This is a genomic window from Paenibacillus algorifonticola (assembly GCF_000971975.1).
Lineage (GTDB): Bacteria > Bacillota > Bacilli > Paenibacillales > Paenibacillaceae > Pristimantibacillus > Pristimantibacillus algorifonticola.
Genome location: NZ_LAQO01000002.1, coordinates 176,619 through 202,868, shown reverse-complemented (window position 1 = coordinate 202,868; position 26,250 = coordinate 176,619). Strand labels below are relative to the sequence as shown.

At 46.4% G+C, this 26,250-nt stretch carries 27 protein-coding genes and 1 tRNA gene; 6 read left to right on the top strand and 22 right to left on the bottom strand.

Annotated elements, in window-relative coordinates; all coding sequences use genetic code 11:
* Window positions 1-186: 186 nt before the first annotated feature.
* Complete coding sequence (locus tag WH37_RS10605) at window positions 187-1,656, top strand: aminotransferase class I/II-fold pyridoxal phosphate-dependent enzyme (RefSeq protein ID WP_046230820.1); 1,470 nt, start codon at window positions 187-189, stop codon at window positions 1,654-1,656.
* Between the two features lie 174 nt (window positions 1,657-1,830).
* On the opposite strand, the gene WH37_RS10600 is transcribed toward WH37_RS10605, so the two are convergent.
* The 3 genes from WH37_RS10600 to WH37_RS10590 form a co-directional block, all read right to left on the bottom strand.
* The gene (locus WH37_RS10600) at window positions 1,831-2,145 is read right to left on the bottom strand and encodes a DUF1292 domain-containing protein (protein WP_046230537.1); all 315 of its coding nucleotides are present in this window, start codon (window positions 2,143-2,145) and stop codon (window positions 1,831-1,833) included.
* Window positions 2,146-2,262: 117 nt separating this feature from the next.
* Entirely contained in the window at window positions 2,263-2,826 is a 564-nt protein-coding gene (locus WH37_RS10595; protein ID WP_046230536.1) for a stalk domain-containing protein, read from the bottom strand.
* Between the two features lie 227 nt (window positions 2,827-3,053).
* Window positions 3,054-3,257, bottom strand: coding sequence for a hypothetical protein (locus tag WH37_RS10590; RefSeq protein ID WP_046230535.1), 204 nt, complete (start codon window positions 3,255-3,257; stop codon window positions 3,054-3,056).
* 138 nt (window positions 3,258-3,395) lie between these two features.
* Here WH37_RS10590 and WH37_RS10585 point away from each other — a divergent pair, with 138 nt between their 5' ends.
* A complete protein-coding gene (locus tag WH37_RS10585) occupies window positions 3,396-4,121 on the top strand; it encodes an MBL fold metallo-hydrolase (protein ID WP_231594186.1) in 726 nt (241 codons plus the stop codon).
* Window positions 4,122-4,223: 102 nt separating this feature from the next.
* On the opposite strand, the gene WH37_RS10580 is transcribed toward WH37_RS10585, so the two are convergent.
* From WH37_RS10580 to WH37_RS35970, 5 genes are all read right to left on the bottom strand, one after another.
* Window positions 4,224-4,475 carry a DUF3892 domain-containing protein gene (locus tag WH37_RS10580; RefSeq protein WP_046230534.1) on the bottom strand — a complete coding sequence of 84 codons (252 nt, stop codon included), beginning with the start codon at window positions 4,473-4,475 and terminating at the stop codon, window positions 4,224-4,226.
* A gap of 766 nt (window positions 4,476-5,241) precedes the next feature.
* Window positions 5,242-5,314, bottom strand: a tRNA-Val gene (locus WH37_RS10575).
* A 144-nt stretch (window positions 5,315-5,458) separates the two neighbouring features.
* Entirely contained in the window at window positions 5,459-6,118 is a 660-nt protein-coding gene (exlX, locus tag WH37_RS10570; RefSeq protein WP_414811832.1) for an expansin ExlX, read from the bottom strand.
* 222 nt (window positions 6,119-6,340) lie between these two features.
* The gene (locus WH37_RS10565) at window positions 6,341-6,586 is read right to left on the bottom strand and encodes a YolD-like family protein (RefSeq protein ID WP_046230532.1); all 246 of its coding nucleotides are present in this window, start codon (window positions 6,584-6,586) and stop codon (window positions 6,341-6,343) included.
* A gap of 239 nt (window positions 6,587-6,825) precedes the next feature.
* Window positions 6,826-6,969 (bottom strand): hypothetical protein, encoded by a 144-nt coding sequence (locus WH37_RS35970; protein WP_177217873.1) that lies wholly within the window; start codon window positions 6,967-6,969, stop codon window positions 6,826-6,828.
* A 782-nt stretch (window positions 6,970-7,751) separates the two neighbouring features.
* On the opposite strand from WH37_RS35970, the gene WH37_RS34575 reads away from it, so the two are divergent.
* Together WH37_RS34575 and WH37_RS10560 are read left to right on the top strand one after the other, a co-directional pair.
* Complete coding sequence (locus WH37_RS34575) at window positions 7,752-7,928, top strand: YjfB family protein (protein WP_074904620.1); 177 nt, start codon at window positions 7,752-7,754, stop codon at window positions 7,926-7,928.
* A gap of 187 nt (window positions 7,929-8,115) precedes the next feature.
* Complete coding sequence (locus WH37_RS10560; RefSeq protein ID WP_046230531.1) at window positions 8,116-9,102, top strand: S-layer homology domain-containing protein; 987 nt, start codon at window positions 8,116-8,118, stop codon at window positions 9,100-9,102.
* A 122-nt stretch (window positions 9,103-9,224) separates the two neighbouring features.
* Here the strand turns inward: WH37_RS10560 and WH37_RS10555 are convergent, their stop codons facing one another.
* From WH37_RS10555 to WH37_RS10530, 7 genes are all read right to left on the bottom strand, one after another.
* On the bottom strand, window positions 9,225-9,902 hold the full coding sequence (locus WH37_RS10555) for a uracil-DNA glycosylase (RefSeq protein ID WP_046230530.1): 678 nt from the start codon (window positions 9,900-9,902) through the stop codon (window positions 9,225-9,227).
* A 27-nt stretch (window positions 9,903-9,929) separates the two neighbouring features.
* Window positions 9,930-10,589 (bottom strand): ribonuclease H, encoded by a 660-nt coding sequence (gene rnhA / locus WH37_RS10550; RefSeq protein ID WP_046230529.1) that lies wholly within the window; start codon window positions 10,587-10,589, stop codon window positions 9,930-9,932.
* Between the two features lie 239 nt (window positions 10,590-10,828).
* Window positions 10,829-11,461 (bottom strand): Bax inhibitor-1/YccA family protein, encoded by a 633-nt coding sequence (locus WH37_RS10545; RefSeq protein ID WP_046230528.1) that lies wholly within the window; start codon window positions 11,459-11,461, stop codon window positions 10,829-10,831.
* Between the two features lie 195 nt (window positions 11,462-11,656).
* Window positions 11,657-12,070: a LysM peptidoglycan-binding domain-containing protein gene (locus WH37_RS10540; RefSeq protein WP_046230818.1), complete on the bottom strand. Its 414-nt coding sequence runs from the start codon at window positions 12,068-12,070 to the stop codon at window positions 11,657-11,659.
* A gap of 95 nt (window positions 12,071-12,165) precedes the next feature.
* On the bottom strand, window positions 12,166-14,154 hold the full coding sequence (gene abc-f / locus WH37_RS10535) for a ribosomal protection-like ABC-F family protein (protein ID WP_046230527.1): 1,989 nt from the start codon (window positions 14,152-14,154) through the stop codon (window positions 12,166-12,168).
* A gap of 104 nt (window positions 14,155-14,258) precedes the next feature.
* The gene (locus tag WH37_RS35965) at window positions 14,259-14,402 is read right to left on the bottom strand and encodes an RAxF-45 family protein (protein WP_177217872.1); all 144 of its coding nucleotides are present in this window, start codon (window positions 14,400-14,402) and stop codon (window positions 14,259-14,261) included.
* Between the two features lie 83 nt (window positions 14,403-14,485).
* Window positions 14,486-15,226: a Fic family protein gene (locus WH37_RS10530; protein WP_046230526.1), complete on the bottom strand. Its 741-nt coding sequence runs from the start codon at window positions 15,224-15,226 to the stop codon at window positions 14,486-14,488.
* 241 nt (window positions 15,227-15,467) lie between these two features.
* On the opposite strand from WH37_RS10530, the gene WH37_RS10525 reads away from it, so the two are divergent.
* Together WH37_RS10525 and WH37_RS10520 are read left to right on the top strand one after the other, a co-directional pair.
* On the top strand, window positions 15,468-16,583 hold the full coding sequence (locus tag WH37_RS10525) for an acyltransferase family protein (RefSeq protein WP_046230525.1): 1,116 nt from the start codon (window positions 15,468-15,470) through the stop codon (window positions 16,581-16,583).
* 204 nt (window positions 16,584-16,787) lie between these two features.
* A complete protein-coding gene (locus WH37_RS10520) occupies window positions 16,788-17,171 on the top strand; it encodes a TetR/AcrR family transcriptional regulator (protein ID WP_052736921.1) in 384 nt (127 codons plus the stop codon).
* Here WH37_RS10520 and WH37_RS10515 read toward each other — a convergent pair.
* From WH37_RS10515 to WH37_RS10485, 7 genes are all read right to left on the bottom strand, one after another.
* The gene (locus tag WH37_RS10515) at window positions 17,155-17,997 is read right to left on the bottom strand and encodes a hypothetical protein (RefSeq protein ID WP_231594185.1); all 843 of its coding nucleotides are present in this window, start codon (window positions 17,995-17,997) and stop codon (window positions 17,155-17,157) included. The two genes, WH37_RS10520 and WH37_RS10515, sit on opposite strands and share 17 nt — an antisense overlap.
* Before the next feature lie 266 nt (window positions 17,998-18,263).
* Window positions 18,264-19,142 carry a carbohydrate ABC transporter permease gene (locus WH37_RS10510; protein ID WP_046230523.1) on the bottom strand — a complete coding sequence of 293 codons (879 nt, stop codon included), beginning with the start codon at window positions 19,140-19,142 and terminating at the stop codon, window positions 18,264-18,266.
* Window positions 19,143-19,154: 12 nt separating this feature from the next.
* Window positions 19,155-20,063, bottom strand: a complete 909-nt coding sequence (locus WH37_RS10505; RefSeq protein ID WP_046230522.1) for an ABC transporter permease — start codon at window positions 20,061-20,063, stop codon at window positions 19,155-19,157.
* An 84-nt stretch (window positions 20,064-20,147) separates the two neighbouring features.
* Window positions 20,148-21,686 carry an extracellular solute-binding protein gene (locus tag WH37_RS10500; protein ID WP_082110757.1) on the bottom strand — a complete coding sequence of 513 codons (1,539 nt, stop codon included), beginning with the start codon at window positions 21,684-21,686 and terminating at the stop codon, window positions 20,148-20,150.
* A 235-nt stretch (window positions 21,687-21,921) separates the two neighbouring features.
* A complete protein-coding gene (locus WH37_RS10495; protein ID WP_046230520.1) occupies window positions 21,922-24,210 on the bottom strand; it encodes an AraC family transcriptional regulator in 2,289 nt (762 codons plus the stop codon).
* A 117-nt stretch (window positions 24,211-24,327) separates the two neighbouring features.
* The gene (locus WH37_RS10490; protein WP_046230519.1) at window positions 24,328-25,116 is read right to left on the bottom strand and encodes a Nif3-like dinuclear metal center hexameric protein; all 789 of its coding nucleotides are present in this window, start codon (window positions 25,114-25,116) and stop codon (window positions 24,328-24,330) included.
* Window positions 25,117-25,156: 40 nt separating this feature from the next.
* Window positions 25,157-26,245: an NAD(P)-dependent alcohol dehydrogenase gene (locus WH37_RS10485; protein WP_046230518.1), complete on the bottom strand. Its 1,089-nt coding sequence runs from the start codon at window positions 26,243-26,245 to the stop codon at window positions 25,157-25,159.
* Window positions 26,246-26,250 lie beyond the last annotated feature (5 nt).

Here is a 26,250-nt window from a genome sequence, read left to right as displayed (position 1 = left end):
GATCAAGGTGAAACGGCTCTCGCCATCCTTTGGCGGCGCGGCGCATTTCATTCCGAGAAATATAGAGAAGGTACCGCGCAATGCTATACTTTCCTATATTTTTAAAAAAAGCTTCTTGCATTCCGACTTGTTTTTGCTATACTCAACCTTGTTTGTATTTTAACTAGAGAGGCAGGGATGAAAGCGATGGATCATAACAAAACCCCGCTCTTCAGCGCATTACGCCGCCATGCGGAACAGAATCCAACCCAATTTCATATTCCAGGACATAAGAAAGGGTTAGGCAGCGATGCCGAATTTCGTGCATTTATCGGCGATAACGCGTTATCGATCGATTTAATAAATATAGCTCCGCTGGATGACCTGCATCAGCCTACCGGCGTTATTGAGGAAGCCCAGAAGCTTGCAGCCGATGCTTTCGGCGCAGATTATACTTATTTTTCCGTGCAAGGAACGAGCGGTGCCATTATTACGATGATTATGAGCGTCTGTCTTCCCGGCGATAAAATCATCGTCCCGCGCAATGTGCATAAGTCCATTATGGCGGCGATTATTTTTGCAGGTGCCCGTCCGATCTTTATATCACCAGTGCGTGACGAAAATCTCGGCATTGATCACGGCATTACGACACGCGCTGTCAAACGTGCGCTGGACAAGCATCCCGACTCTAAAGCCGTGCTTGTTATCAACCCGACGTATTATGGCGTATGCGCCGACCTGAAGGAGATCGTCGATCTCGTGCATACGTTCGATATTCCTGTTCTCGTAGATGAAGCGCATGGCGTGCTCATTCATTTCAATGAAAAGCTTCCCATGTCCGCGATGCAGGCTGGCGCAGATATGGCAGCGACGAGCGTCCACAAGCTGGGCGGCTCCATGACGCAAAGCTCCGTGCTGAACGTACGAGGCGGCCGGGTGAATCCCCACCGCATTCAGACGATTATCAGCATGCTGACGACAACGTCGACGTCTTATATTTTGCTGTCGTCGCTCGATACATCGCGCCGCAATTTGGCTCTAAACGGCCATAAGCTAGCTGAACAAGCGATTGAGCTGGCCGAGTATGCCCGCAAGTCCATCAATGAAATTGCCGGCTTGTACTGCTTTGGACGGGAAATATTAGGCGGAGAAGCTACCTTTGACCTCGATCCAACCAAGGTCGCTATTCATGTCCGTCATCTCGGCATTACCGGCTATGAGACGGAAAACTGGCTCCGTGACCATTTCAACCTCGAAATTGAAATGAGCGATATGTATAACATTCTTTGCCTTGTTACGCCTGGTGATACATCGGATTCGATAGAAAAATTGCTGGAGGCGCTGCGCGCGCTGTCGGGCAGCTTCCATGAAGGCGCCGAAGCTCGCGAGCTCGTTGTCAAAATTCCGGATATTCCCCAGCTGTCGCTCTCGCCGCGCGATGCTTTCTACGGACAGACTGAGGTCGTTCCGTTCAAAGAGTCGGCTGGCCGGATTATCGCCGAATTTATTTATGTTTACCCGCCGGGCATCCCGATTCTGCTCCCGGGCGAGGTTATTTCTCAGAAAAATATTGACTACATCGTCGAGCATGTTGAAGTTGGCCTCCCTGTTAAAGGTCCAGAGGACCGCAACGTTGAATTCGTTAAAGTGATTTTCGAGGAAACGGCTATTTCCTAGTTCGTGGCTTCGAGCCCACAAGGCTTAAATGATTGGTTCCCTTTTTTAATACCGTTGTATTTGAACAAAAGACACCTGCCGTCCCAAGAGCATTTGCCCTTGGTGACGCAGGTGTCTTTTGCATGCACATAAGGTGCATTATTTCTTGCTAGGGCAGCGTAAAGAGCGGAAAGCCTACTCTTCTTTTGCTGCGTTTTCAGTAACGGCGATTTCTTCATAAATCTTCGTTACGCGATCCCATTCTGCATCGTCTTCGATACCAACGAGGAATGCCTCGTCGTTCTCTTCCTCGATGCGGAAAATAACGCCGTCTGCTTCAGGATCATTGCGATCCAGCAGTACCGCATAAGCGTTGTTTTCGGATTCAAACGTATACACCATGACCATTTCGCGTTCCTGGCCCTCATCGTCCGTTACAATAAATACACTTTCTTCATGTTCATGGTCTTCTCCGCAACCGCAATCTGCGCCATGATTATGCTCAGTCATTGTTTTACCCCATTTCAGTCATTTATCCATACCTGAGTATCGTACCATGAGTCATAGCAGCGGTCAAACGAAAAAGCCCGTGCTTCCTCCTCTTGGAAGAAACACGGTCCATTGCCGTTATTGCGAGGAAATCAGCTTCTCCGAAACGAGTGTCCAATCGTCGGACGAGCTTGTTTTCAGGAAAAATCTCACCGCATATTTTCCCGAATGCTCGAAGTTATACTTAATGTCTTCCGTCCGATACCAGAAGTTATCCTTCGTAATTTTATCGGTCTGTGTCTGAATAACCTTCTCGCTGCCATACGGATCAAATATAGCTACTTTTACCGCCGCAATTTCCGTCTTCAAATTGTCGACCTGCGACAATACGCTGAACGTATACGAGTTGCCCTTCGTCACATTGCCAAACAGCTTGCTATCCTGCATCAGTACAATATGTACATTCGGTCTCGTTAAGGTTGCCTTCTTATTCTGCCCATCCCAATTGACGATGGTTTGCAGGCTATTGGCTATTTCCCGAATCGGCAGGTAAGTCTTGCCATCCACCATAATGCCGCCTTCTTCAAGCTCGCTTCCATTCAGGAGAACCTTCACGGTCTGCGATGCCGCATTGGCAATCATTAAGGTACTGCTGCATAAAAAAAGCGCCAGCAGCAAAATCGCTATTTTTCTGAATTTCATAGATGAGTACCCTCCATCCGCTTTGTCTGGATATAAGGTTATACTCTTCAAAATGAATAGAGTTGCGCTGCTACAGAAACTTTTTCAGCCCTGTAACAGCGCTATATTTTGTCTCCAGCATAGGCTTGCGCTCTCCCTTTTTTCAGACAGTCTTTTATAGGGATTTAAGCAGCTTGCCCGTGCGAAAAAATTTGTAGAAATGTGCGGTTGCCTGGGAAATATTCCAGTTAATGATACGTTCGGGTGAGCACGCAAGGAACCCCTTTTCCTACTGCTCCCGGCTCGGACATTCGGGCCAAATACGCGAGACCCCTTGCACAGGGTGTCGGGCACACCTCGCAGACTGGGGATAACACCAATTTATAGTTGTACTGCTTCCTTTCACCTGTCGGTTGTTTCTTCTTAACGTTTTTGCCTTTTCCTTTGCTCATTTATGCTCTGTCCTCCCTGCCGGATCTTGCTCCTGCATTATATGTAGGTACTCGGCAAAGGGTATCTCTATTTGTCAGTTTGCCATTCATTTGATACATTGAATGTAGCGAGATGATTTCTATAACGGGGGTGTTCCAGTGAATATACAAATGATCGGAACAGGGAGTGCTTTTGCCAAGAAATATGATAATAACAATGCGCTAATTGAGGTTCCTGGATTCAAGCTGCTGGTCGATTGCGGCATTACGCTGCCCAAGGCACTTCACGAGACGAATCGTTCGTTCGATGAGCTGGATGCGGTGCTAATCAGCCATATTCATGGCGACCATGTGGGCGGGCTGGAGGAATATGCTTTTCAGATGATGTTCCTCTACGGGAAAAAGCCTGTGCTGTACATCGCCTCCTCGCTAGTAGAGCCGCTGTGGGAGCAGACGCTGCGCGGCGGGCTGACGCAGGGACCGTTGCAATCGATTGACGATTTCTTTGAAGTGAGACGGCTGGAGGAAGGCGTAGAGCATGAGCTGCATCCGGGATTGACGGTGAGGCTGCTTCAGACCGAGCATATTGTTGGAAAAAATAGCTATTCGTTTATTTTCAATCAGCACTTTTTCTATTCGGCAGATATGAAGTTCAGCCAGGCTTTGCTGGAGCAGCTTGTAGAGAACGGCGTGAATACGATTTTTCACGACTGCCAGCTGATTGCGCCGGGTGTTGTACATGCCTGTCTCGACGAACTGCTGACACTGCCGGAGCCGCTGCAGGAGAAGGTGTGGCTCATGCATTACGGGGATACGATGGAAAATTACATAGGCCATACGGGGAAAATGCGGTTTGTGCAGCAGCGCGAGATTTATACGGTGTAAGTGTGAGCCGCAGGTATGGCCAGCAAAAATTGCAAAAAGAGCCAGACGTTTTTTCGCGTCAGGCTCTTTTTGGGCTGGCTATGCTTAACTCAGGCTTGCTGCTTAAAACATCGGAAGCTGATCCAAATTGTTCGTAGGATCGCCGTCTGCGTCGCCGCGGATATACGTTTCTCCATCTCTGCCTTTGAAAGCATTCACGCCAGCGATCTGCCCTGCCTGCACCTCTTGCAGCGCCGTCTGGTAATCCAGTACACGGCCTGATGATGTTTTAAAGCTCGTCAGGTCACCGTCACCATTTTTCTGCACAGCTACAATATGCTCTCTTTCCCCGTTGCTCGACTCATTCACGCTCATTTCAAAATCGCCTCCTTCGTATTGTGAGCGGCAATTACCGCCCGCCACTCGGCATTCAATCAATAGGATGCGTAGCTTTTGAGACTTTTATACGGAATGGACCATTCGGGGACAAAATGCAAAAGAGCCTTTGATGCTTGAGGCATCTGGAGGTAGCTTGATTTTGTCATTCACACCAACTCACTTCCTTGGCCCCGAAACCACTCTTCGCTCTCTTCATATCCCTCTTCCGAGATCTGGCACTGTCGTTCCTCCCATGTATTTCTGTATTCATTTTGATTCATAAGTCTAGCTAAACACCTAATTTTATCCAAAATGTCAAATGCACAATCGAATCCATTAATCCATGAATATAATATATTACTAGCTGGGAAGGAGATGATTTGAATGGGATACGGAAATGCCAAAAAGAAAAAGGTTAAAGTTATATTTGTTAAACCTGGTCAAAAAGTACTTGTTATCGGAAAGAAACATTGGACAAAGAAACATTATTGCTAAGCTTGTGGAGTGCTTGCTCATACAAGCACTCTTACATACTCTTATATATTCACTGAATTACTTTATCTAATCGTGATTATTTCGATTGCGGGAATCCGCTTCCGCATAAAAAATCATGCACACCGCTACTCTTGAATAAACTAATAAAATTAATTAACAACGACTCCGTCCCCAGTTTGTCCCCGATCAACTTTTCACTGACAGTACACAAAAAATAAAAAAAACCCAAAACCCATATAAATAAAGGGTTTCAGGCTTTTTCATTGTATGATCTGTAGTGGGCTCGAACCACTGACCCCTACCCTGTCAAGATAGTGCTCTCCCAGCTGAGCTAACAGATCGTATATTAGCGACGTTTATTAATATACCAACTTCCAAGGGAAAAGTCAACCATTTTACTACTATTATTTTTTGACTATCAAAAAAAAGCTTCGTCCTCCTATAAACCGGAGAAAGAAGCTTTTTGTTTTCAACCTGTTTTCAATTTAGCTCGGGAATTGAACATTTCCCGGGACAATATAAGCTCCTGACGTACCGTTTGCCGGAAGCGCGGGTATCGTGTCCAGAACGGCTTGTCCACGAATATCGGTTATCCGAACCTGCAGCGGGCTTGTACCCATGTTGGTGCCCAAGAAATGGTTATAGTCCATTTTCTCCAGGTTGATCCATGCGCCAGCCTTCTTATATTCCATTTTCATCACCGGATAAAAATGATTGCGCACTTGAATCGCCGCCCACCACTGGCTGCTGCCTTCCTTCACCCGGTACGAAAAATTGCCGGTTATCGGCGCTTTAACGACTTTCCATGAAATATTGATTTTGCCCGCCGACATTTCCCCAATTTTAGCAAAAGCGTTTGGCGACAAGTCGAGCGCTCCCGGAGCGCCTTCCGGGTACAAATCAGTTACATAGACGACCGTCTTGCCTTTAGGCCCCGTAACCTCCAAATAAGCGCCAGCAAGCGCCGCTTTGACCCCATTGTAATTCATATCGGTCGGATTTAACGCCGTTATTTCCATATTCGGATTAATCGGGTCCAGCAGCACTGCACCGCCAGAGTAACCCGAACCTGTATAAGTTGCATAGCTTGTACGCACATCATTCCAGGCAGCAAATGCCTGCACCGCAGGGTACAAAACGAACATCGCAAGACAAATGATTCCAAACTTGACTGCACCGTGCTTTTTCTTCATGACTGAAACCTCCTCCACATTTTAGAAAGACTAAAACTACCAGTAGAGTCCATTCTAAGTGGTGGGGAGGAACATTTTCTATCACTGTGGATACTTCTTTTCTAGCATTTTAATGACATTAGCCAACAATTCCAGACTTTATTCGCCAAAAATAGGAAGCGTTCGCCGCTTTGGCTAGCTTGCGTTGTTATTCACCTTCATAATATCCATGAACGGTATTTTGGTAATTTCTTCGCCTTTCGCTACGTGCACCAGCCTCGTTCGGGAATCCATTTTCACAATTAGCCCCGCAACGGGTTCTTCCCAGTTCCACACCTCAAAAAGCAGCTCAATCCCCTCTTGATACGCTTCAACCAGGCGCTCTCCGAGCTCCTCTAATTCAAACTCATCCCTTGTCGGGCGCTTTGGTTTCTTTGCCATTACTTCCCTCTCCATTCTATGTTTTAGTACATGACCTTTGATGTCATCCATACCTTTTTTAACCCATCTTTAAATCATACCCTTTCTTTAAAGCATTTGTCATGGGGATTATGAAATTAGGCAAAAAAACATCCCCCTGCCATAAGCATGGCAAGGGGACGCTTCCTCTCTATTTTCAACTTAAAACGCATGGTTAAGGAAAATACCGATTTGGTCAGGATAGAACTAAGCCGCTTATATTACCACATACAGGAGCAAATGATGATAACCAATAGAATGAACAGTACAAGAATAGCGCCTGGGCTTGTGAAAGCACCGCCTACTTTATTTCCGCAGCCACCGTATCCTGGACCTACTCCTACATTTCCTACTTCATATCCCATTTCGTTGCTCATCTCCTTTTTTTTAAGGTACACAGCATCATATGGTCAAATGCTGAAAAGGGTTGGGCTTTCAGGCAAAATGGGTATTCGCCTCGCCGGACGGGTGCCACCGGTTCATTTTTAATTTTCCGTTTACAATACGTTCATTCCCCGATAATCAAACAGGTGCATACTGGCTTTAAGCAGGAGGTGATTCGCACATGTATTATGAAGAAGATCGCGTACCGTTTGATGCGCCAGATGAGATCGTTGTCAAAGAGGAGAAAAAAGAATAATGAAGTGCCGAGGCTTCCCGAATACAATGGGGGCTTTTTTTATTTTATTTTCAGCTTCGTTTCAGTGCTGCTTCAGATGGTTAATCCATACTAGCAACATACTCCCTTTTAATATACACTTGGGCTCGCTTGAATAGCGGGCCAATTTTTTTGCCTATTTTCAGAAAAAATCTGCTGGATGGCCGTCAAATCTAAATTTAATGTTGTTATCAGTTGGCATTCATTTTATTTTAAGGTTGGCTGCCTATACTAATCACATGACCCCCCACTATTTATATAGTATAACCTTGACGACCTGCCTTCCGGCGGGTTATTTTTTTGCAAATAACAGGATTAAGCTAAAAATCAGCTTCGTTTCATTTCATTTTAAGGTACGAAGCGCATAATGACTTTACTCTCTTTTCGACATATATTGTTGTGACCCGCAGCGATGCGGGTTATTTTTTTGCCCGATTGTATTCATCCCTCCGCTACGCTTGCCGATAATAAAGGTGGAGGTGGTGAATAATGGATATAGCAGCATTATCAACGTCGCTTAGTCAAGCATCACTCGGCACAGCTGTATCGATCCGCATGCTGGATATTGGGCAAGACCAGATGCAGGTGCAGGCACAAGGGCTGATCAAAATGATGGAGCTCAGTGTAAATCCAAATGTCGGCAGCCTACTAGATATTAAAGTATAGGCATAGGCAAGTGTAGGCGGGAAGGTTAATCCTTCCCGTTTTTTCATGTTGGACAGAGATTACTACGCTTGCTAATTAGCCTATAAGCGAACAAATGAATCGATTTTGCTTCGTTCTGCAACAATAAAGTAAATAGCAACGTCTGGAATCATATAAGACAGCGAAAAATATAACGAGGTGACTAGAAATGAAGAAAAAACCACTACTGCTAACGCTTATTTTGACCATGATGATGCTTACAATCGGACAAAGCGCCTGGGCCTTCAACGATGTCAAAAGTGACCCGAATGCCAAAAAAATTGAAGCGCTCCAGCAGCAAGGCATTATTTCCGGTGACAAAGACGGCAATTTCCGCCCGCAGGGCAAACTGACTTACGCAGAGGGAATCTCCATGATTGTCAAAGGACTTGAGCTGAACTTCGATCATATTCGTTTCATTAAGCAGCCGCTGGCAGCCGACTACTATACGAATATTAAAGATGACAAATGGTACTCCCAAGCTTTCATCATTGCCCATTTCTATGATCTTGGTGTAGCTAAAGATGTGAAAGCGAATGACGTAATGACTCGCGAGCAATTCGCGCAGCATTTATTCAAAGCGATTGACCATAAAGTGACTTATGCCATGATCGAAATGTATGTAGTGCTTAATGATGAGGCTGATGTAAATCCAGACTTCATGGGCAATGTACAAAAGCTGCTCCTCAGCAAAATCGCAACGCTTGACGCGAAGCAAAATTTCTACCCAACCGCTTCCATTAAACGCGGTGACGCTGCGGCATGGCTGCATGATGGAATTGCTTTCGTGAAAGAAATGAAAGAAAACGAAGCACCTGTTACCCAACCGGAGCCATCTGACAACCCCTTCACGGATGCGAGACTGACTGTTACAGCAGTCAATGCCGAAGTAAATAAAGTAACGGTAACCGCAACGGTGCCTCACCCAGGCTATGGCATTCAAATTACCGGCATCACGTTTAATGGCGACCAAGCCACGCTTAAGCTAGAGCGCACGGAGCCTAAACCGGATCAAATGTATCCTCAAGTCATTACAGAAGTAAAGGTTACAACTTATGTTGACGCAAAATTCAAGCCAGTCCTTCCAGCACCCGCTAATGCCGTTCCAGGCAGCTCCACTGGTGCTGCCGCAAGCAATACGTCTGTTGCTTCCTAACATCATTGCTGAAGGACTCTAAATAAAGCCATTGTAAAAAAGCCGCTGAACAACGCGTGAGCAACTACGCGAGTTCAGCGGCTTTTGGTTTGTGTGTTGATGCGGCTATACATCCTAAAAAATTATAATGCCGGTATGCTCCAATCGATTTCGCGCTCTCCCAGCTCTTTCAAATAAGCATTCGCTTGCGAGAATGGCTTGCTGCCGAAAAATCCGCCACGGGCAGACAATGGGCTAGGATGCACGGAAGTAATGATTTTATGCTTATCCGTGTCAATGAGCTCCAGCTTCTTCTGCGCGGGATTTCCCCATAAAATGAATACAACCGGACGCTCGCGTTCATTTAGCGCGGTAATGATGCGGTCGGTGAAGTTTTCCCAGCCCTTCTTCTTATGCGAGTTGGCTGCCGCAGCTTCCACTGTCAGCACCGTATTAAGCAGCAGTACCCCCTGCTCAGCCCAGACTCGCAGCGAGCCATGTGTTGGAATGGGGCAGCCTAAGTCTGCATGAAGCTCCTTATAAATATTGCCCAGCGATCTTGGCACGGCTACACCTGGCTGCACAGAAAAGCTCAGGCCATGCGCCTGGCCTTCACCATGATAAGGGTCCTGCCCTAAAATAACGACCCGTGTTCCTTCATAGGAGGTGTAATTAAGCGCATTAAACACATTCTCTTGTTTCGGATACACGGTTTTAGTCTGATACTGCTCCGTCAAGAAAGCTTCCAGCTTCTTGAAGTAGGGCTGTTCAAATTCAGCTTGCAAAGTAGCTGCCCAATCATTGTTCAACTGCTGAAACACTGCGTAGTCTCCTCTCTATGCACAACGTTATTTTCGCCCAAAATCGGCTTTAATTTCTCCCCATTCCTCGGTGTTCCATTTGAGCACTTTGTTCGGATAGGTGTTCGTCTTGAGCCATTTCTCCGCCTCGTCTGTCAGCGCCCAAATTTTCGCCGTGGAGGCGTCTCTTACGAGCGTTGAAGCAACCTTCTTATTACGCAGCCAGCTTAGCGCTGTTCTAGAGTCGCTGTATACCGTTCTCGCGCTGCCCTTCTGCTTCAAATAGGCAAGTGCATGCACAACGGCGATGAATTCGCCCAGGTTGTTCGTCCCATTCGGAATCGGCCCTACATAAAATAATATTTCGCCCGTCTGCGTATCGACGCCCTTATATTCCACCGGACCCGGATTGCCCCGCGTACCAACATCTACGGATATGCTGTCGTAGTCGATTTCGCCCGCCTCTTGCTTCGGAGCTGTTTTCTTAAAGCTTCCAGCGCCGCTGCTCGTACTGGTCGCCGTGCTTTTCCCCCTGCCCCAATGGCTGCGCCAGCCTTCCTTAAAAGCTGCATCTGCCAGCGCCTTGGATTCAAAGGACTTATATTTCGCATCCTGAACGCCATTCACCTGCTCTTGGCATTCCTTCCATGTTGCGAATACACCTGCTTGCTTGCCTACCCAAACGACATAATATTTAGATTTCGCCATTAGCGTGTTCTTACCACCTTTACCAAACGTCCATCCTTCTATTAAATCGAAAAATGCTGCTCCTGTCCACCCAGACGACAGAATTAAACAAGCGTAAACGACTGAAGCCGTCCTCTAACGGCAAAGCTACCGTTTCGCGTTGAAATATAAGCCCATTATAAGTGTGAAACTTATAAATCCTTATATTTTGAAAAAGAGCGACCAGCAGCGCTGATCGCTCTTCCATGATAAGCAGGTCCTTAGTCTCGGCTCGCACCAAGGAAACGCAGAATAAACAGGAACAGATTCACGAAGTCGAGATAAATGCTCACGACGATCATCGGAATGTCCTCATCGCTAAAGCCTTGACGGGTAAGGCGCGAGAAGTCAAACAGCGTCCAGCCGATGAAAATGAGAATACCGAAGCCGGATACCATCAGCTCTGTCGTTCCCGAGAACGGAAGGAACAAGCCGACGAGCGTCATCAATACAAGAACAATGGTTGAAGCGAACAAGAAGCCGCCGAGGAATGAAAAATCCTGCTTCGACTTAATAGCGTAAAGAGCCGTACCGCCAAAAGCGAGAATCGCAACACCGAGACCTTGCAATACCAGCGAAGCGCCAAGCAAGCTAATGTAGCTAACAATGACGAAATACATCGTCAGGCCGGAGACGAACATAAAGCTGTACATCAGCGAGTAGCCGATGGATTTCTTTTTTCGTAAAAAGAGCAGTGCAATTAGCAGTCCAATTTCTACAATGTACAGCGGCATAGCTAGTACGGGCGGTACCACCTGACCGATCAAGAAGCCGACCAGCGATACGAGCAGAGAAAGAAATAAGACCCGAAAAACTTTCGGCAATAACAGTTGCGACGAACGAATCGTATCCATAAAACAAGCTCCTTTAATATTAAATTTAGGTTATTCTATTATCTATTTTACACCAATTGTTTAAATAATAACACTATATGTAAGCATAGCTTTTCAAAAAGTTATGATGTTTATCGACTGAATATTTACAGATAAAAGAAATAAGCCACCAGATCACAGGAATCGGCGGCTTATTCGTTTTTTCGAGTTAGAAGACTAGGAGTGCTGCCCGTGATACATCATGGGCTGAGTTTGCTGGCCGCCTGCCGCCATCTCCGAATAAGTCTTTTGACACATCATATTAGAAATTCGCGGAATATATACCATTTCCCCTGCCTTCAATTGGGTCGGGTTAATATGGGGATTGGCTTCCTCCATTATCGCATGAGGGATATTATACTTGTGACAAACTGCCGCAAGCGTCTCACCATGCTGGGCTTGGTGCTGCGCGTATATCATGTCGTCCGAGTTACCGTCTCTGAAGAAAGGGAACAAAAATGGTGAAAAGAAGAAAAACGGGAACAAGAAACGGTTAGGGAAAAAAGGATGAGGGAACGGACGAAAGAAAGGACGACCGAACCCACCACCAAAGCCACCACCAGGAATAAATGCACGATCTGCACGATCCATAACAAAACCTCCGTTTAATATAGTCATTTGTCTATATAGAGTATTATTTTGGGCGCCATTGGTGACAACTTTTTTGAAAATTTGGCTAATAAGCGTTAGCTCGACAGCTCCAGCCACTGCTCCAAACACTGATCCAGCCTCGTTTGCAGCTCTTCTCGTTCCCTCCATTGCTTTTCAAGATTTTCCGTTTCGCCCCTACTGTCTATTCGTTCCAGTTCAGCATCAGCTATCGCAATTTCGGCTTCAAGCTTTGCAATCTCCTGCTCCACATGCTCAAGTTTGCCTTTGTGTCTTGCTGCACTCGGTTTGCTTGCCGCGCTTGCATGCTGTGTTTCCCGCTTATTAGCGGGCGCTCCAGCAGCAGCCGGACTTACATTCGAGCGCCGCTTTTCCATGCCTCCGCCTTTGACTGTTCCTGCTGTTCCTTTTGCTGTTGTGTTTGCTTGAGCAAGCCGTTCCTCCCGCTTCTCCTTAAAATCGTCGTAGTTGCCGAGATAAGTGGCGATTTTACCCTTATCCAGCTCCCATACCCGCTTAGCTAGTCGATTGATGAAATAGCGGTCATGCGATATCGCAAGCACCGTGCCCGGAAAATCCTCCAGCGCTTCCTCCAAAGCTTCGCGAGATGCGACATCCAGATGGTTGGTCGGCTCATCGAGCAGCAGCAAATTCGGCTTGCGTCTTACAAGCAGTGCGAGCCGCAGCCGTGACCACTCTCCACCGGAAAGCGCTGCGAGCGGCTTAAATACGTCCGCACCATAAAATAAAAATTTAGCCAGCACATTCCGCGCTTCACCTTCCTCCAAGCCGCCCTCCAGACGGAAATGCTCCAGCACGGTTTGCTTATTGCCCTTTAACGGCTCCTGCTGCGCCAAATACCCGATTTCCAATCGCGTTCCCTGCGCCACTTGCCCGCTGTCAGCTTCCATCTCGCCTAGCAGCAGCTTAAACAGCGTCGTCTTCCCGGAGCCGTTATCGCCAAGCAGCACGACTTTCTCGCCATATAACAGGCCGCCCTCTGCCTCCTGTAAAATCATTCGTTCCCCGAACTGTTTCGTCAAACCTTCAAACGAAATGACGTTGCGTCCAGAACGGTCAAGCGGCGTCAACTCAAACTCAGCTGTATTCCGCTCCAAAACCGGGCGCTTTACCGTTTCCATTCTTTCTAACGCCTTGCGGATCGACGCCGCACGCTTGAAAAACTTTCCATTGCCACCGATGCGGCCCCATTCTTCCAGCTGGCGAATCGTTTCTTTCATTTTTCGGATCACCTTCTGCTGCTCCTGGAACTGGGCGAATTGCTGCAGCAGACGCTCCTCTTTCTCCTTCAAATACCCGCTGTAGTTGCAATGATAGGTATGAGCTTCGCCATCTTCAAGCTCAATCATCTTCGTGCCGACTGTATCAAGAAAATAGCGGTCATGCGAGACGATGACACACGCGCCTTCATAATGCTGAATGAACTGCTCCAGCCATTCGATTCCTTTGAGATCAAGATGGTTCGTGGGCTCATCGAGCAGCAGCAATGCCGGACGGACGACGAGCTGTGAAGCTAGTACAATTCGGGTTTTCTCGCCGCCAGACAAGGTGCCGAAGCTCCGCTGATCGTAGCTGCGATCAATGCTCAGGCCGCTAGCAACCTGATCAATCGCCGTATCCATGTCATAGCCGCCGCCCTGCTCAAACTTTTCCTGCACACGGGCATACGTTTCTAGCAGCCGCTCCATGATCCCGGAATCTTTTACCGCTGCTTCCCCCGCCATCTCGTGCTCAAGCATGGACATTTCCTGCTTGCAAGCCATCAAATCCCTGAACCCATAAGCCATCACCTCGTACACGGTGAGCGCTTCGAACTCTGCAGGAATTTGCGGCAAGTAGCCGATTAGCAAATCCCTTTTTACAGTCAGCATCCCATCGTCGACCTGATCATGTCCGGCAATAAGCCTTAGCATCGTCGATTTGCCGCTGCCGTTGCGGCCAATAAGTCCTACCTTCTCTCCCTCCTGGAGCTGAAGCGTTGCGCCATCCAGCACCAGATTTGCTGCGTGGTATTTTTTTATTTGTTGTACATTTACAATGACCATTTGAAGAGCCTCCTATTTGATGAGGAAGACCCTAGCTTGAAAACACAAAAAGAGCCGCAGCAACAAGCCCGCGACCCTTCGAATGGCAAAGCAATCCGTTGTGGTTAAGGTAGGCGTCTTCTCGCGAATGGTATATCCGTATTATTAAAAATGGACAGACTGATCCCGTTCGCGGAAAATGCATGAACAATGCCAGCCATAGCAATCGGCAGCTGGCTAATACGGTTATTGACCAATTCGTGATTCACCTACCTCACCTCCCTTTACGTTAGTGTTTTTACTTTACCATAGTTTGTGGTGCTGGGGCAATCTCAAAAATAGATTAAAACGCTTATTTCACCGAAGAAATGTATGTTAGCAAACTATCCTCCACGCAATCTGCAATTAAGGCGATGAAAGGCTCCAACTGGTCATTGCTGCTGGCGTCCTCCAACGTCTCATAATATTTCAACCTTGCATCTGCGGCTGCTTTAACAATGGCAGGAGGAAAGCCATGTTGCATTAAAACCAAATTCATTAATAAACGAGCCGTACGTCCGTTGCCGTCTGCAAACGGATGAATAAAAACGAATTGAAAATGGAGTCTAGCCGCTAATTCTACAGGATGCAGACTGTTATGCTGCTCGTGATACCAGTGCAGCAGGCTTTCCATTTTTTCAGGCACAAATACATAAGTCGGTGGTGTGTGCTGCGATCCAGATATTCGAACATTAATGGATCGGTAACGTCCCGCATTCTCGTCATCGATATTTTTGAGCACTAAGTGATGAATAGATTTAATCACTGATTCCGTTACGGCCATATTACGATGCACGATGTCCTGCACATAGCTAATTGCTTCAGAATGATTAATGACTTCGAAATGCTCTCGGAGCTTTTTACCGCCAATGGTTAGACCTTCCTCCAGCACCAGCTTCGTTTCCAAGAGCGTTAACGTATTTCCCTCAATTGCATTTGAGTTGTAGGTCCACTCTACTCGGTAAACCTCCTCTAAATTCCGGACGGCCGCGGAAGGCAAAGGCATGAGGCTGTCGAGCTCCTGCTTTAATTCATTGATTCGCTGGAAATCCATCCTCTCACTCCTTTAACAAGCTTAACCATTATACCGAATTGAGTTGAAAAGCACCCTCTTTTCCAAGCGGCTAAATATATCCATACTATATCTGATTTGGATAGGGGTTTCAATTAACAAAGCCTAGCGTGGATACTAGTAATCCTTCATCTTCAGCGAAAAATACGCAATCTCCCGCCAAAATTCGCATTGTAACTTCCTTTTTCTCATGATACAATTTGTATCAAATAAAGAGGAGTGGGTGAGTCCGATTAAAAAGGAATTGGTTAGTGAAATTTATTGGCTGCGAGCGATTGCCTGTTTATTTGTCATTTTAAACCACGCCTTGGGCAATAATTTGGCGCTGTATTTCAGCGGGCAGGAAGGGATCGTCTTCTATTTGCTCAAAATCTTTCAAATGGCCATTTTATTTGGCACCGGGACATTTGTATTTATATCTGAATTTTTGAATGCCAAAACGTATCACGGCAAACCGCCACAGGGCTTTTTTCAAAAAAGGGCCCTCTTTTTGCTGCTTCCGTTTTTGTTCATGAGCTTCATTTTTGCTATTTTTGATACGGCTCAAAATGGCGCCTTTACGCTCGCCTCCTATTCAATCGAAGTGATCAAAAATATTTTTTTAGGCGATTTCGTCCTCTGGTTCATCTTGTTGCTATTCCAAATTCATATCCTCCACTTTCTCTTTAATCGTTATTCCAGCAAGCTTAAACCGCTAACGGTTATACTCGCTTCATTTGTGCTCAACTTCGGCTATTTGGCTTATTTTAGCGCCACAACAGCGCCCGGCTCGTCCGCCGTTGCTACATATATTTGGGAAAGAGGCTACTGGCTGCTTGCCGTCGGCTGGATTTTTTATTTTACACTAGCTTATTATGCTGGAAAACATTTTGAACAGGTGAAGCGATTTATTAGTCAGCAAGGGGTTTGGCTGTTCGCCATCATCCCCGTCTGCTTCATCGCAGTGATGGGCTTTCAACAGCAAGGCATTTTCACGATTATATCCTCGAAACGCCCTGATATGATGCTCTATACGATCGCAATGATTGGGCTAATCCTTTATTTATCGGGAAAAACCCGCTCCGTGCCGAGGCTCATTATGCTTATCAGTAAATATTCGTTCAGCCTCTATTTGCTGCATATGATTGTGATGAAGCTGCTGCTTCAGTTTTTGCCAAAAACAAATTTCGCCGTCTCGTTTGTTGTTTGTTATGTGGGGAGCATCGCAGTCAGCACTGTGATCGCAAACCTGTTCAACCGTTTCTCATTCGGAAAATATTTGGTCGGCAACTTGTTGAAAACACCGAAGCAAGATTCTTCGGTGAAGCCGGCGCTGCATGTGGGAGAACGTGCAGTTTAAAAATATAAAGCGCGATTTGCAACCATATAGAAGGCCCTGATCGTAAGAAGACTTTGTCTCATGCCAATCAGGGCTTTTTTGCGCCATCTAATCCCCTGCTTCCTGAATAAACACAAAACTTCTATTTGAACCCTAATCCTACATAGCAAAAATAGATAACTCATGATAAAATAACGCTGTTTTTTTATTTTGGAGGTATGCGCAATGACTGAAAGAAAAGCCGAAAAAACCGAAAAAAAGCTGCTCGCCTGCGCCAAGGCCGAGTTTTTGGAAAATGGATTTGTGGGTGCTAATATACGTACAATCGCGCAAACAGCGGGAATGACGACTGGAGCCATTTACCGTTATTTTTCTGATAAAAATGCTCTGTTTGAAGCTATTGTCGGCCCAACGGCTGGTGAAATTAAACACTATTTTGTGGAGCTGACGAATCACCAGATGAGCATGCTTGAGCAAAAAGAGCAGGCGGCGGAGTTTACAGCTATGGAGGAAGGCATGCGGGAAATAGTGGATTTTATCTACGACCGATTTGACGTATTTGATCTATTAATCAATCATTACCGAGTTCATCCTACAAAATCCGGCTGAACGATCTGAAATCGGAAGGATTGCGGCCGGCCATCTGGTGCAGCTTTAAGTAACTGTACGCATATTTATAATAATGGCCGTGTCTGCTGTCCGTGAATGCCTGTTCCCAGAATGGCTGTTCCAACGGACTGCTCATGGTTGTTGTAAAGGCTGGATCGTATTCCGCCTGATTGTTTTCCAGCCCGTTTGCGTAGGCCAGTACGTCCAGTCGTGTGAATAAAGAAGTCTCCAACTGAACAATCCCAGGCTCGTGAAATTCTTGCTGCAGCCCTAAGATGGAATGGCCATGAGTAAGGAGGTGTCCGAGCTGCATATCGCCTTTTTCCATTTGGTACGGCCTCTGAAAGTTATGGAAAAGATCAAGCACAACAGCGGGAGTCAGTGGAACCCTTATCGCCGTTGCGGGAGTGCCTTCAGGATCAATGATGATGTTGCTTTCGTTTATCGTTACGTAACCTGGACCGGACGCCGCAAATTCGTCCAGCAATTTTGTCATGGCATTATACAATTCGGCCGTCGCCGGAACTTTGGAGCGGGAGAGCGTCTCAAGTATATAATACGCATAGATCACATCATGACCCAATGCATGGCAAGATTGATCTCTTTGGACGAGCACGCTCAAAATACCATCACGAAAGCCTGCGTATTCCTTGTCCATTCGATACTGCTTCTCGTTTGGGTGTTCCTCCACCGTTTTTTCGAGATTTTTGCGAATCGTGGCCTCCAACGCTGCGGGTACCAGTTTTTCTTCCAATACGCCATTCAAGGCTAAAACCGCGCACGCCCAATGGCCTTCCCAAATGTTCGTCTGCGAGGATTCAATCATTTTTTGGCATGCCCATTTCTTGTGAAAATCAATATCCAGAGCGGGTCCCCTCCTTTTTAATGCCAGCCAGTCAAGCTGCCAATAATCCTTGTATTTCTTATCATAGCGCTAGTAAATACACTTTGTAAATAAGTACGATGCTTGCCTATAATCTAGGCGATATTTTTTCAAACAGAAAAACGTACAGCTTCCGCCTCCACGGAATCCATACGTTTTTCTTTGAGTCGATTCGACTCTCCTTGCGATCCTGCTTTGAGAAAAGCTGCTTAGCCTTTCAATGCGCCGACCATAACGCCTTTGACAAAATACTTCTGCAAGAACGGATACAGCATTAAAATCGGAGCCGTTGTCACAATAATCGCGGCATATTTCAGCGTTTCAGCGACATCTCGGCTTTGTACAAGCGTCGTCGTTCCAATCATATTCGCACTGTCATTTTCCAATATAATGTTTCGGACCACAAGCTGAATCGGGAACAAATCTTGATCCCGCAGAAAAATCATTGCATTAAACCAGCTGTTCCAGTGACCAACGCCATAATACAAGATCAGCACCGCGACAACCGGCATCGACAACGGGAGGAATATCCGAAACAAAATGGTGAAATGCCCTGCCCCATCCAGAAACGCCGACTCCTCAATTTCTTTGGGAATCGCCATAAAGTAGGTGCGCATAATAATTAAATTGAAGGTGCTCATAGCCGTAGGCAAAATAAGCGCCCACAGCGAGTTAAGCAAGCCGTACGATTTAACAATGAGAAAGAAAGGCACGAGGCCGCCCTGAAAAAACATCGTAAACACGATAAAAAACATAATCGGCTTTTGCAGCAGGACGCCTTCGCGCGAGAGGAAATATGCCCCCAATGAAGTCAACGTCATATTAATAGCTAAGCCTACGATCAGGACAAATAGTGTATTTTTGAAGCCATTCATAATCGTCGGATTGCTTAATACCGCTTTATAGCCCTCTAATGAAAAGCCTTGGGGCCACAACAAGAGGCCGGTATGTGAAATCAGACGATTTCCTTCGCTCAGGGAGGAAAACAAAATATACAGCATCGGATACAAGGTTATTACAATTAAAATAAGCATAACGAGAACGTTTATTCCATCAAAAAGACGCTCGCCCCATGAGGTTTTCGTCATATGATCAACTCCTTACCAAAGACTGTTTTTGCTGACCCGTTTGCTGAAATAATTGGCCAGGAGCAATATCCCAAAATTAATGACCGAGTTAAACAAGCCCACCGCTGCACTGTACCCGTAATTAAACTCCAATATCCCTTTCCGGTATACATAGGTAGAAATGACATCAGCGGTCTCGTAAATGCTTGCGCTATATAGTAGGATGATTTTCTCAAATCCCACATTCATAATGTTTCCAAGCGCCAATATGAGCATAATCATAATGGTCGGCAGCATGCCAGGCAAAGTGATATGTGTAATTTGCTGCAATTTGTTCGCACCGTCTATTTTAGCCGCTTCATACTGCTGCTGGTCGATTCCGGAAATCGCCGCCAAATAAATAATCGTGCCCCAGCCGATTTGCTGCCATATTTCACTGATTATATAAATGGGACGGAAAGAACCAGGCTGCTGCAGAAACGAAATACGTTCTCCGCCAAAAAAAGCAATCACATCATTAAGCAAACCATCCGACAGGGTAAAATAACGAATAATGCCCGCTACGACGACTAACGTAATAAAATGGGGCATATAGGTAATCGTCTGTGTAATGCGCCGAAAAATCGAGCTTTTGAGCTCATTTAACAGCAAGGCGAGCAGAATCGGAGCCGGAAAACCGATTAGCAAATTAAAAAAGCTAAGCAAAATCGTATTTTTGATCACGCGAAAAAAATAGATGCTGGAGAAGAAGCTTTCGAAATGCTTCAGCCCGACCCACTCGCTGCCGAGTATTCCTTTGGACGGAATAAACTGTTTAAAGGCAATAATCGCGCCGTACATCGGAACATAATGAAATAGAATGTAATAAAGCAGCACGGGAAGCATCAACACGTACAGCCATTTATTGCGGAGCAGATCTTTTCCCAGTCTTGTAGCTAGCATGAATGTCTCTCCTTTATGACCAGACTCAAATATCAGGAGCCGCCATGATTTGCTTCTCTATTGGGGCTCCTGATGGCGGATCACTTACCGTTTCAAGTAGCGCTCGTATGCGGCTTGCTGGATTTCAAGCGCTCTTTCGATTCCTAGATCCTTCATTTGCTGCACGTACTTATCGTAGTTGTCCGCAGACTCATTGCCTAAAATGATTTTCAGCTCCGCCTCTTTAACCAAGGCGTTAATATCGTTCATAATGCTGCTCATTTCATCCGCTTCCTCAGCCGTTGGCGTCACTGGCGGCAGAAGATGGCTTTCATGGTTCGTTTTTTGCCAAATGCCTAGTGCTTCAGCCGTTTGCGGATATTTGGAAGGCAGATTGTTGTCCTGCTGAATCATTGGAAAGTTGGTTCCGTGTGAATATTGCAGCATCACTTGGTCGCTGCCAAGACCTTCAGGATTATTGACGACCAAATCCGTATAAACAGGCTTGCCATTTTCCAGATTGTACGTCACGCCCTCGACACCAAATGTGTTCAGCATGCTGCCCTCCTGGGAATAGGCATAATCCAGCCAGCGAATAGCGGCTTCCACATTTTTTGTCGTGCTTGAAATAGCCGCCGAGCTTGTGCCTGCATAAGCATTGTCCAGCTGACCGAATTCCGGCAGCCCTCCTTTCACTGCTGCCGGATATGGTGCCGCTACGAAATTTGCATTAGGATCGGTTTCTTGGGCAGCTGCATTATACTTCTCAATGTAGAACTGCCAGCCAATCGTCGCTCCGCTGCCGCCGGAGGACATTTTTTTATCAACGGTTGCTGCATCGATAGAGGCAAAATCCTTGTCAATCAGCCCCTCCTTGTACCACTGGCTCATCGTTCTCAAATATTCCTTATATTCCAGCTCCAGATAGCCATAAACTACTTTCCCATCATTTACATAGAAATTGCCCATCACACCAAATGCGCCGGCAAAGCCGCCGGTCCGTTCACCTAGGAACATCGTCCGGAACGTGACTGGAGAGCTGGCCTTTTTCTTTTCTTTGAACGCCGTCAATACGGTATGCCATTCATCAATCGTTTGCGGAATATCCAGCTTCAGCTCATCCAGCCAATCTTTGCGGATAATAGGTCCGCCATATACACGGCCAGCATCTGAACGAATGAAAGGGAACGCATAATAAGTGCCGTCATCCGTTTTGATCATTTTGTCGATATCCGGATTGTCCTGAAGAGTTTTCTTCAAATTTGGCGCGTATTGGTCAATTAAATCATTCAGCTTTAAAATGTAGCCCTGCTCCACCGCTCGGTCAGGCCCGCCGGGATATTGAAGCCAAGTATTCAGAAAAATATCCGGAAGCTCTCCTGATGCGAGCAGCAGGCTGAATTTCTGATCCGTCATTGGCGTGCCGCCTAAGTGCTTAATAGAAATTCCTGTCCGCTTCTCGTATTCTTCATCAATCGGCATCACTTCCGGAGTGCCGCCGAGCTGCTCATTCATAAAAGAAAGCTCCGCATTTCCTTGCATAGGATAAGAAAACGCTGCGGGGGTTTGATTATTCGAATTAGAATTAACAACGCTTTCATTATTGCTGCTTGAGTTTGAATTGCTGCATCCGGCAACCAGCATGGTGAGACTCAGTAGAAGAATGACAGGCTTGCTAACCGTTTTTTTGTTAAACCATTTTGCCAAAATAAAGACCTCCATTTTTATGTTTTAGCTCCGCTCGACTTGCCCCTTAAATATAAGCACTAGCAGTGCGCCGAAACAATGCTCAATATGCTCAATCCATCGCCAAAACAAGAAAAAGGCGCGTATTTTCTAGAATCTACGCCGCCTTTTTACAAATTGTATATTCGTTTTCTTATTGTAGATTTTTATATTTCCCTGGGGTAATCCCTTCATACTTCTTGAATACGCGAATGAAGGCGCTGCTGCTGGAGAAGCCAGATTTTGACGAGGTCTCTTCTATGCTTGCTCCTTGCTGAAGCAGCAATTTCGCCTTTGAAGTGCGTGTTTGACTAATGAAGTCATGCAATCCGAGCTCCATCTGCTCCTTAAATAATCGCGATACGTATTGCGGAGTAATACCGAATTCGGCCCCAATCATCGATACGCTGAGATTCATATCGTCATAGTTTTTCTCCACGTACTCCGCGACCTGCTCCCCAATTCCCGTATTAGACAGCAAAGACAGCTTATCATTGATTTTATGGCATACCATTTGTAAAATTTGCAGCAGCTCCTGGCGGAACTCCCCTCTCGTTGTACAGGCGAGCAGACGTTTCATCGGCCGCGATTCTTCCCATATTTGAGCCTGCTGGGCTTCAAGCGGGACGGATTTCATCATGGAGCTTGCCAAATCGATCATCGCACATTTAAGCATTTCAATGGAGGATTGGCTGCTGAACACTTGGTTCAAAATTTCGTCCACCTTCTCCGTTGCTTTTTCCAGGTCTCCTGTCTTGATAATGTTGATAAAAGCAAGCTCATCATTAATTGACAAATAATAGTCTGCTTCCAGCGGCTCAATATCTCCATACCAGATCGACACATTTTCTTCCGAAAATAATCGGTACTCTTGGGCTTCGAGCGCTTGCAAATAAGCTTGGTGTATGCCGGCCACCCCTACCTCCTGCTCGCTTCCAGCCATCACAATTTGCAAACGGTAGCGCTGATCTGTAAATTCCAGCGTTTTCACCAAAGCCTGCTCCATATCCTCTTTCCAGACCGAAACGCGGTCCTTGTGTATGTTAATAACAGCGGCAAGCATGCCGTCCATATCCGTAAAGCTTAAGCTATGAAATTCCTGAGCAATATCAAGCATAATATTGGAGACGATAAAATGAGATAAATTCATCGACGTCGCGCTTGCTTCGTCTGACCCAATATCGAACAACAGCACGGCAAAATGGTCCGTGCTCCAATTCAAATGATAACGTCCCGCCGCCTCTTGGGCGGATAAGCCTTCCTCTGCCTGCCCTTTGAGCAGCCTCGTTAAATAATAAGCCTGCAGCACCCGAAGCTGCTTGTATTCGCGGCTGCTCATATCATCCCGCTCGCGAATCGTCGCCAGCGCATTTTCCCTAATAAACGAAAACTCGTCTGTCCGCCACATACTCCGCTCCTGCTTGGCGTAGGCGAAAACATTGACGAGCTCTCGCACAGGATTATAATTTCGGCGGGCAAAATAATAAATGACGGCCCCTCCAATTAAAAAACAGACCAGCAAGCCAAGCAAATTCAAATTGCGAATTTCCCTCGCTTTTTCCCAAAAGGTATCCGAAGGGAAAACGCTTACATACTTCCAATCAGACGTATCCGAGGCGATAAAGGAAACCATATTTTCCGTGCCTGCAATGGTCATAAATGAAGAATCCGCTTCTTTATTATCCGTCTCCACAAAAGAAAAAATCGGAGGACTTTCTATTTTATTATTTTGAAACATAATTTGGTTCGCATGATCGACGATATAGACGTCCCCATTATTGACCCAATCGACATTCGCCAGCATTTTTTGAACGGTGCTGCTATTTAAAGCGATGAATAGAACGCCTCGCGTCGTGTCCTTTTCCTTTATATTCGACAATGGCTTAATTAACAAAACCGTATTTCCGACACGTTTAAATTGGATAAAAGGCCTCAGCTTACCCGACTGGATAATCGGCGTATCCAAAATTTCCTGCCATTCCTGCTCGCTGACGTTAAACGGCTGACGGTTCATCTCGTAAAATAAGGCCGAATCTGTGTAGGTTTCATCTGTAAGAATCGTATCGAGCTTGCCGGAATACAAGTAAATCCCTTTTATGAAATTGTTGGCGGATTTGTATTTGCTCAGCTCTTGCTGTATTTTAAAAATTTGAAAGGACTCCTTCTTTGCCGAGTCCGGATTCATATTCAGAAAGGAATTCACGTCATTATGAATAGACAGCAGCATAGCCAGCTTTTCTGCTTGGTTGATTTCACTGTCAACCATATATTTAACTTGTTTGAGCATAGCACCGCTAGCCCGCTGAATTTCATACTCCACTACTTTTTTCGTTTGGGTATAAACGACAGCGCTAACCGTCAAAGGGATGAGCATAATGATGGCATAGGAAATCATCCATCTAAACGCAATGCTTTTGCTAAAAACAAACTTCTGCTGTTTCATACTTTGCCTCCGCAGGTTAAGCTCTCTTATCGAAAAAAACCTGCTCTGCCCTAATAGGAACTTCATGAAGTCCCCTAGTAGCAAAGCAGTGTTTGAAATGACGATATATTTAATCTTTTAGAACACTCGGAATACAGGGTCATCTGCCAAAAAATAAATCGGAAGCTCTGGATACTTCTCCGATAGCGTTTCAGCTAAATATTCCATTCCCGGCGCTTCGCTCTCGGCATGCCCAAGCATAATTAACGCTTTGCTGTGCCCTTGGTGCAGCGCATCCCTTATATATTCTGGCGTTTCCCACTCGGGTCCTTCGCCAGCTAAAATCAAATCCACATTTTCTTGCTGGAGCAGTGGAATTGCCGAGCTTCCGCCGCCTCTGTATCCTACCAGAACACCTACGCGTTTGCACAGCATCGTGGGTTCCCCTGCTGCCCGCACATAGGGAATTTGCAGCCTGCTTTTCAAATATTCGGCCACTTCCCCCAGCTGCATAGCTGGTATACTTACAATTGCCGCAGCTGGCTGCATTTCGGCTGCAGCCCAACCGAGCTTGCGCAGCAGTCCGATCATGATGGCGTCCGGCTGGTAGAGATGCATATATTCATGAAAACGAAAAATGCCGACACCTGCTTTTTCAATAGCAGCCGCTTTGGCCTCAACAACAGTATCGTTGCGAAGCCAATCTCCGGCATCATGATGGCTATAAAAAACGCCTTCGTGCGATACAATTAAATTGGCGCCCAAAGCGGATGCCTGCTCAATAATAGATTGCGAGGCCGAAAAGGCTGTAACAATCCCTTTTACTACGATATGCTCTTGCCCGAAACTCAATTTATCAACGGTAGAAGCAGGGACCTCTATGCCCGCCTTCAAATCATTCATCACTTGTCCAATGGTAATGTTCATCGCAGCCACCTTTCATGCCGTGCATCCAGCTAGCAGCAGCTTACTCATTCGGATAAACGACGACCTTCAAGCTGCCGCTCTTATTATGAATAGCCCGCTCCAATGCTTCCTGCGTCTTGGCGAGCGGATAGCGGTCAGTAATGAGAAAACTCGCATCTATGGAATCGGATGCCAAAAATGATATGCCGCTAGGATACGTATTAGCATAGCGGAAAATGCCGTACAAATCAATTTCATTGTCCGCGATAAAGGTAATGCTCAGCGGCGTTTCATCTTGCGGAGGCAGCCCGACTATCGCCAGCTTTCCTCCCCGGCGCAGCGAATATAAAGCCGAACGAAGCGCATGGGGATTGCCGGCTGTTTCCCAAGCAACATCCACTCCTTTGCCCCCGGTCAAACGCTTCACAACGCTAGCCGGGTCCTCGTTCTTGGCATGAATGGCATGGGTAGCTCCCATCTTCAATGCGGCTTCCAATCGAATTTCTTCCATATCGCTCACAAATATTTGTGCCGCTCCGAAAGCTTTTGCAGCGGCAACCGCCATGAGCCCTACAGGACCCATGCCCATAATCGCTACGGTATCACCGGGCTGCAGCTTGCTTCTCCTTGCCGCGTGAATGCCCACCGAAAACGGCTCGTTAAGCGCAGCCTCCTCGTAAGATAAGTGGTCGGGAATCGGAAACACCATATCTTCCCGTACCGCCAAATATTGTACGAATGCGCCGTCAATGGGCGGAGTAGCCAGAAAACTCACGTCAGGACAAAGATTATAGCGTCCTTCCTTGCAGGCGCTGCAGTGGCCGCACGTCGTTCCGGGCTCTATAGCGACCCGTGTACCTACCGTGACGGAGCTTACCTTTTTTCCGACAGCTGCTACGATTCCTGCACATTCATGACCGAGAATAAGCGGCTTCTCTACGATAAAACGGCCAATCCGGCCATGCTCATAATAATGCAGATCAGAGCCGCATATCCCAACAGCCATCACCTTGATTAAAACTTCACTGTCCCCAATCGAAGGGATTGGCAGCTCTTGAAAAACAATTTTACCCGGCTCTGTCATAACGGCCGCTTTCATCGTTTGAGGCAGCTGCTCTTGTTCCGACCCTGCTATACTCTGCTCACTCATTAGAA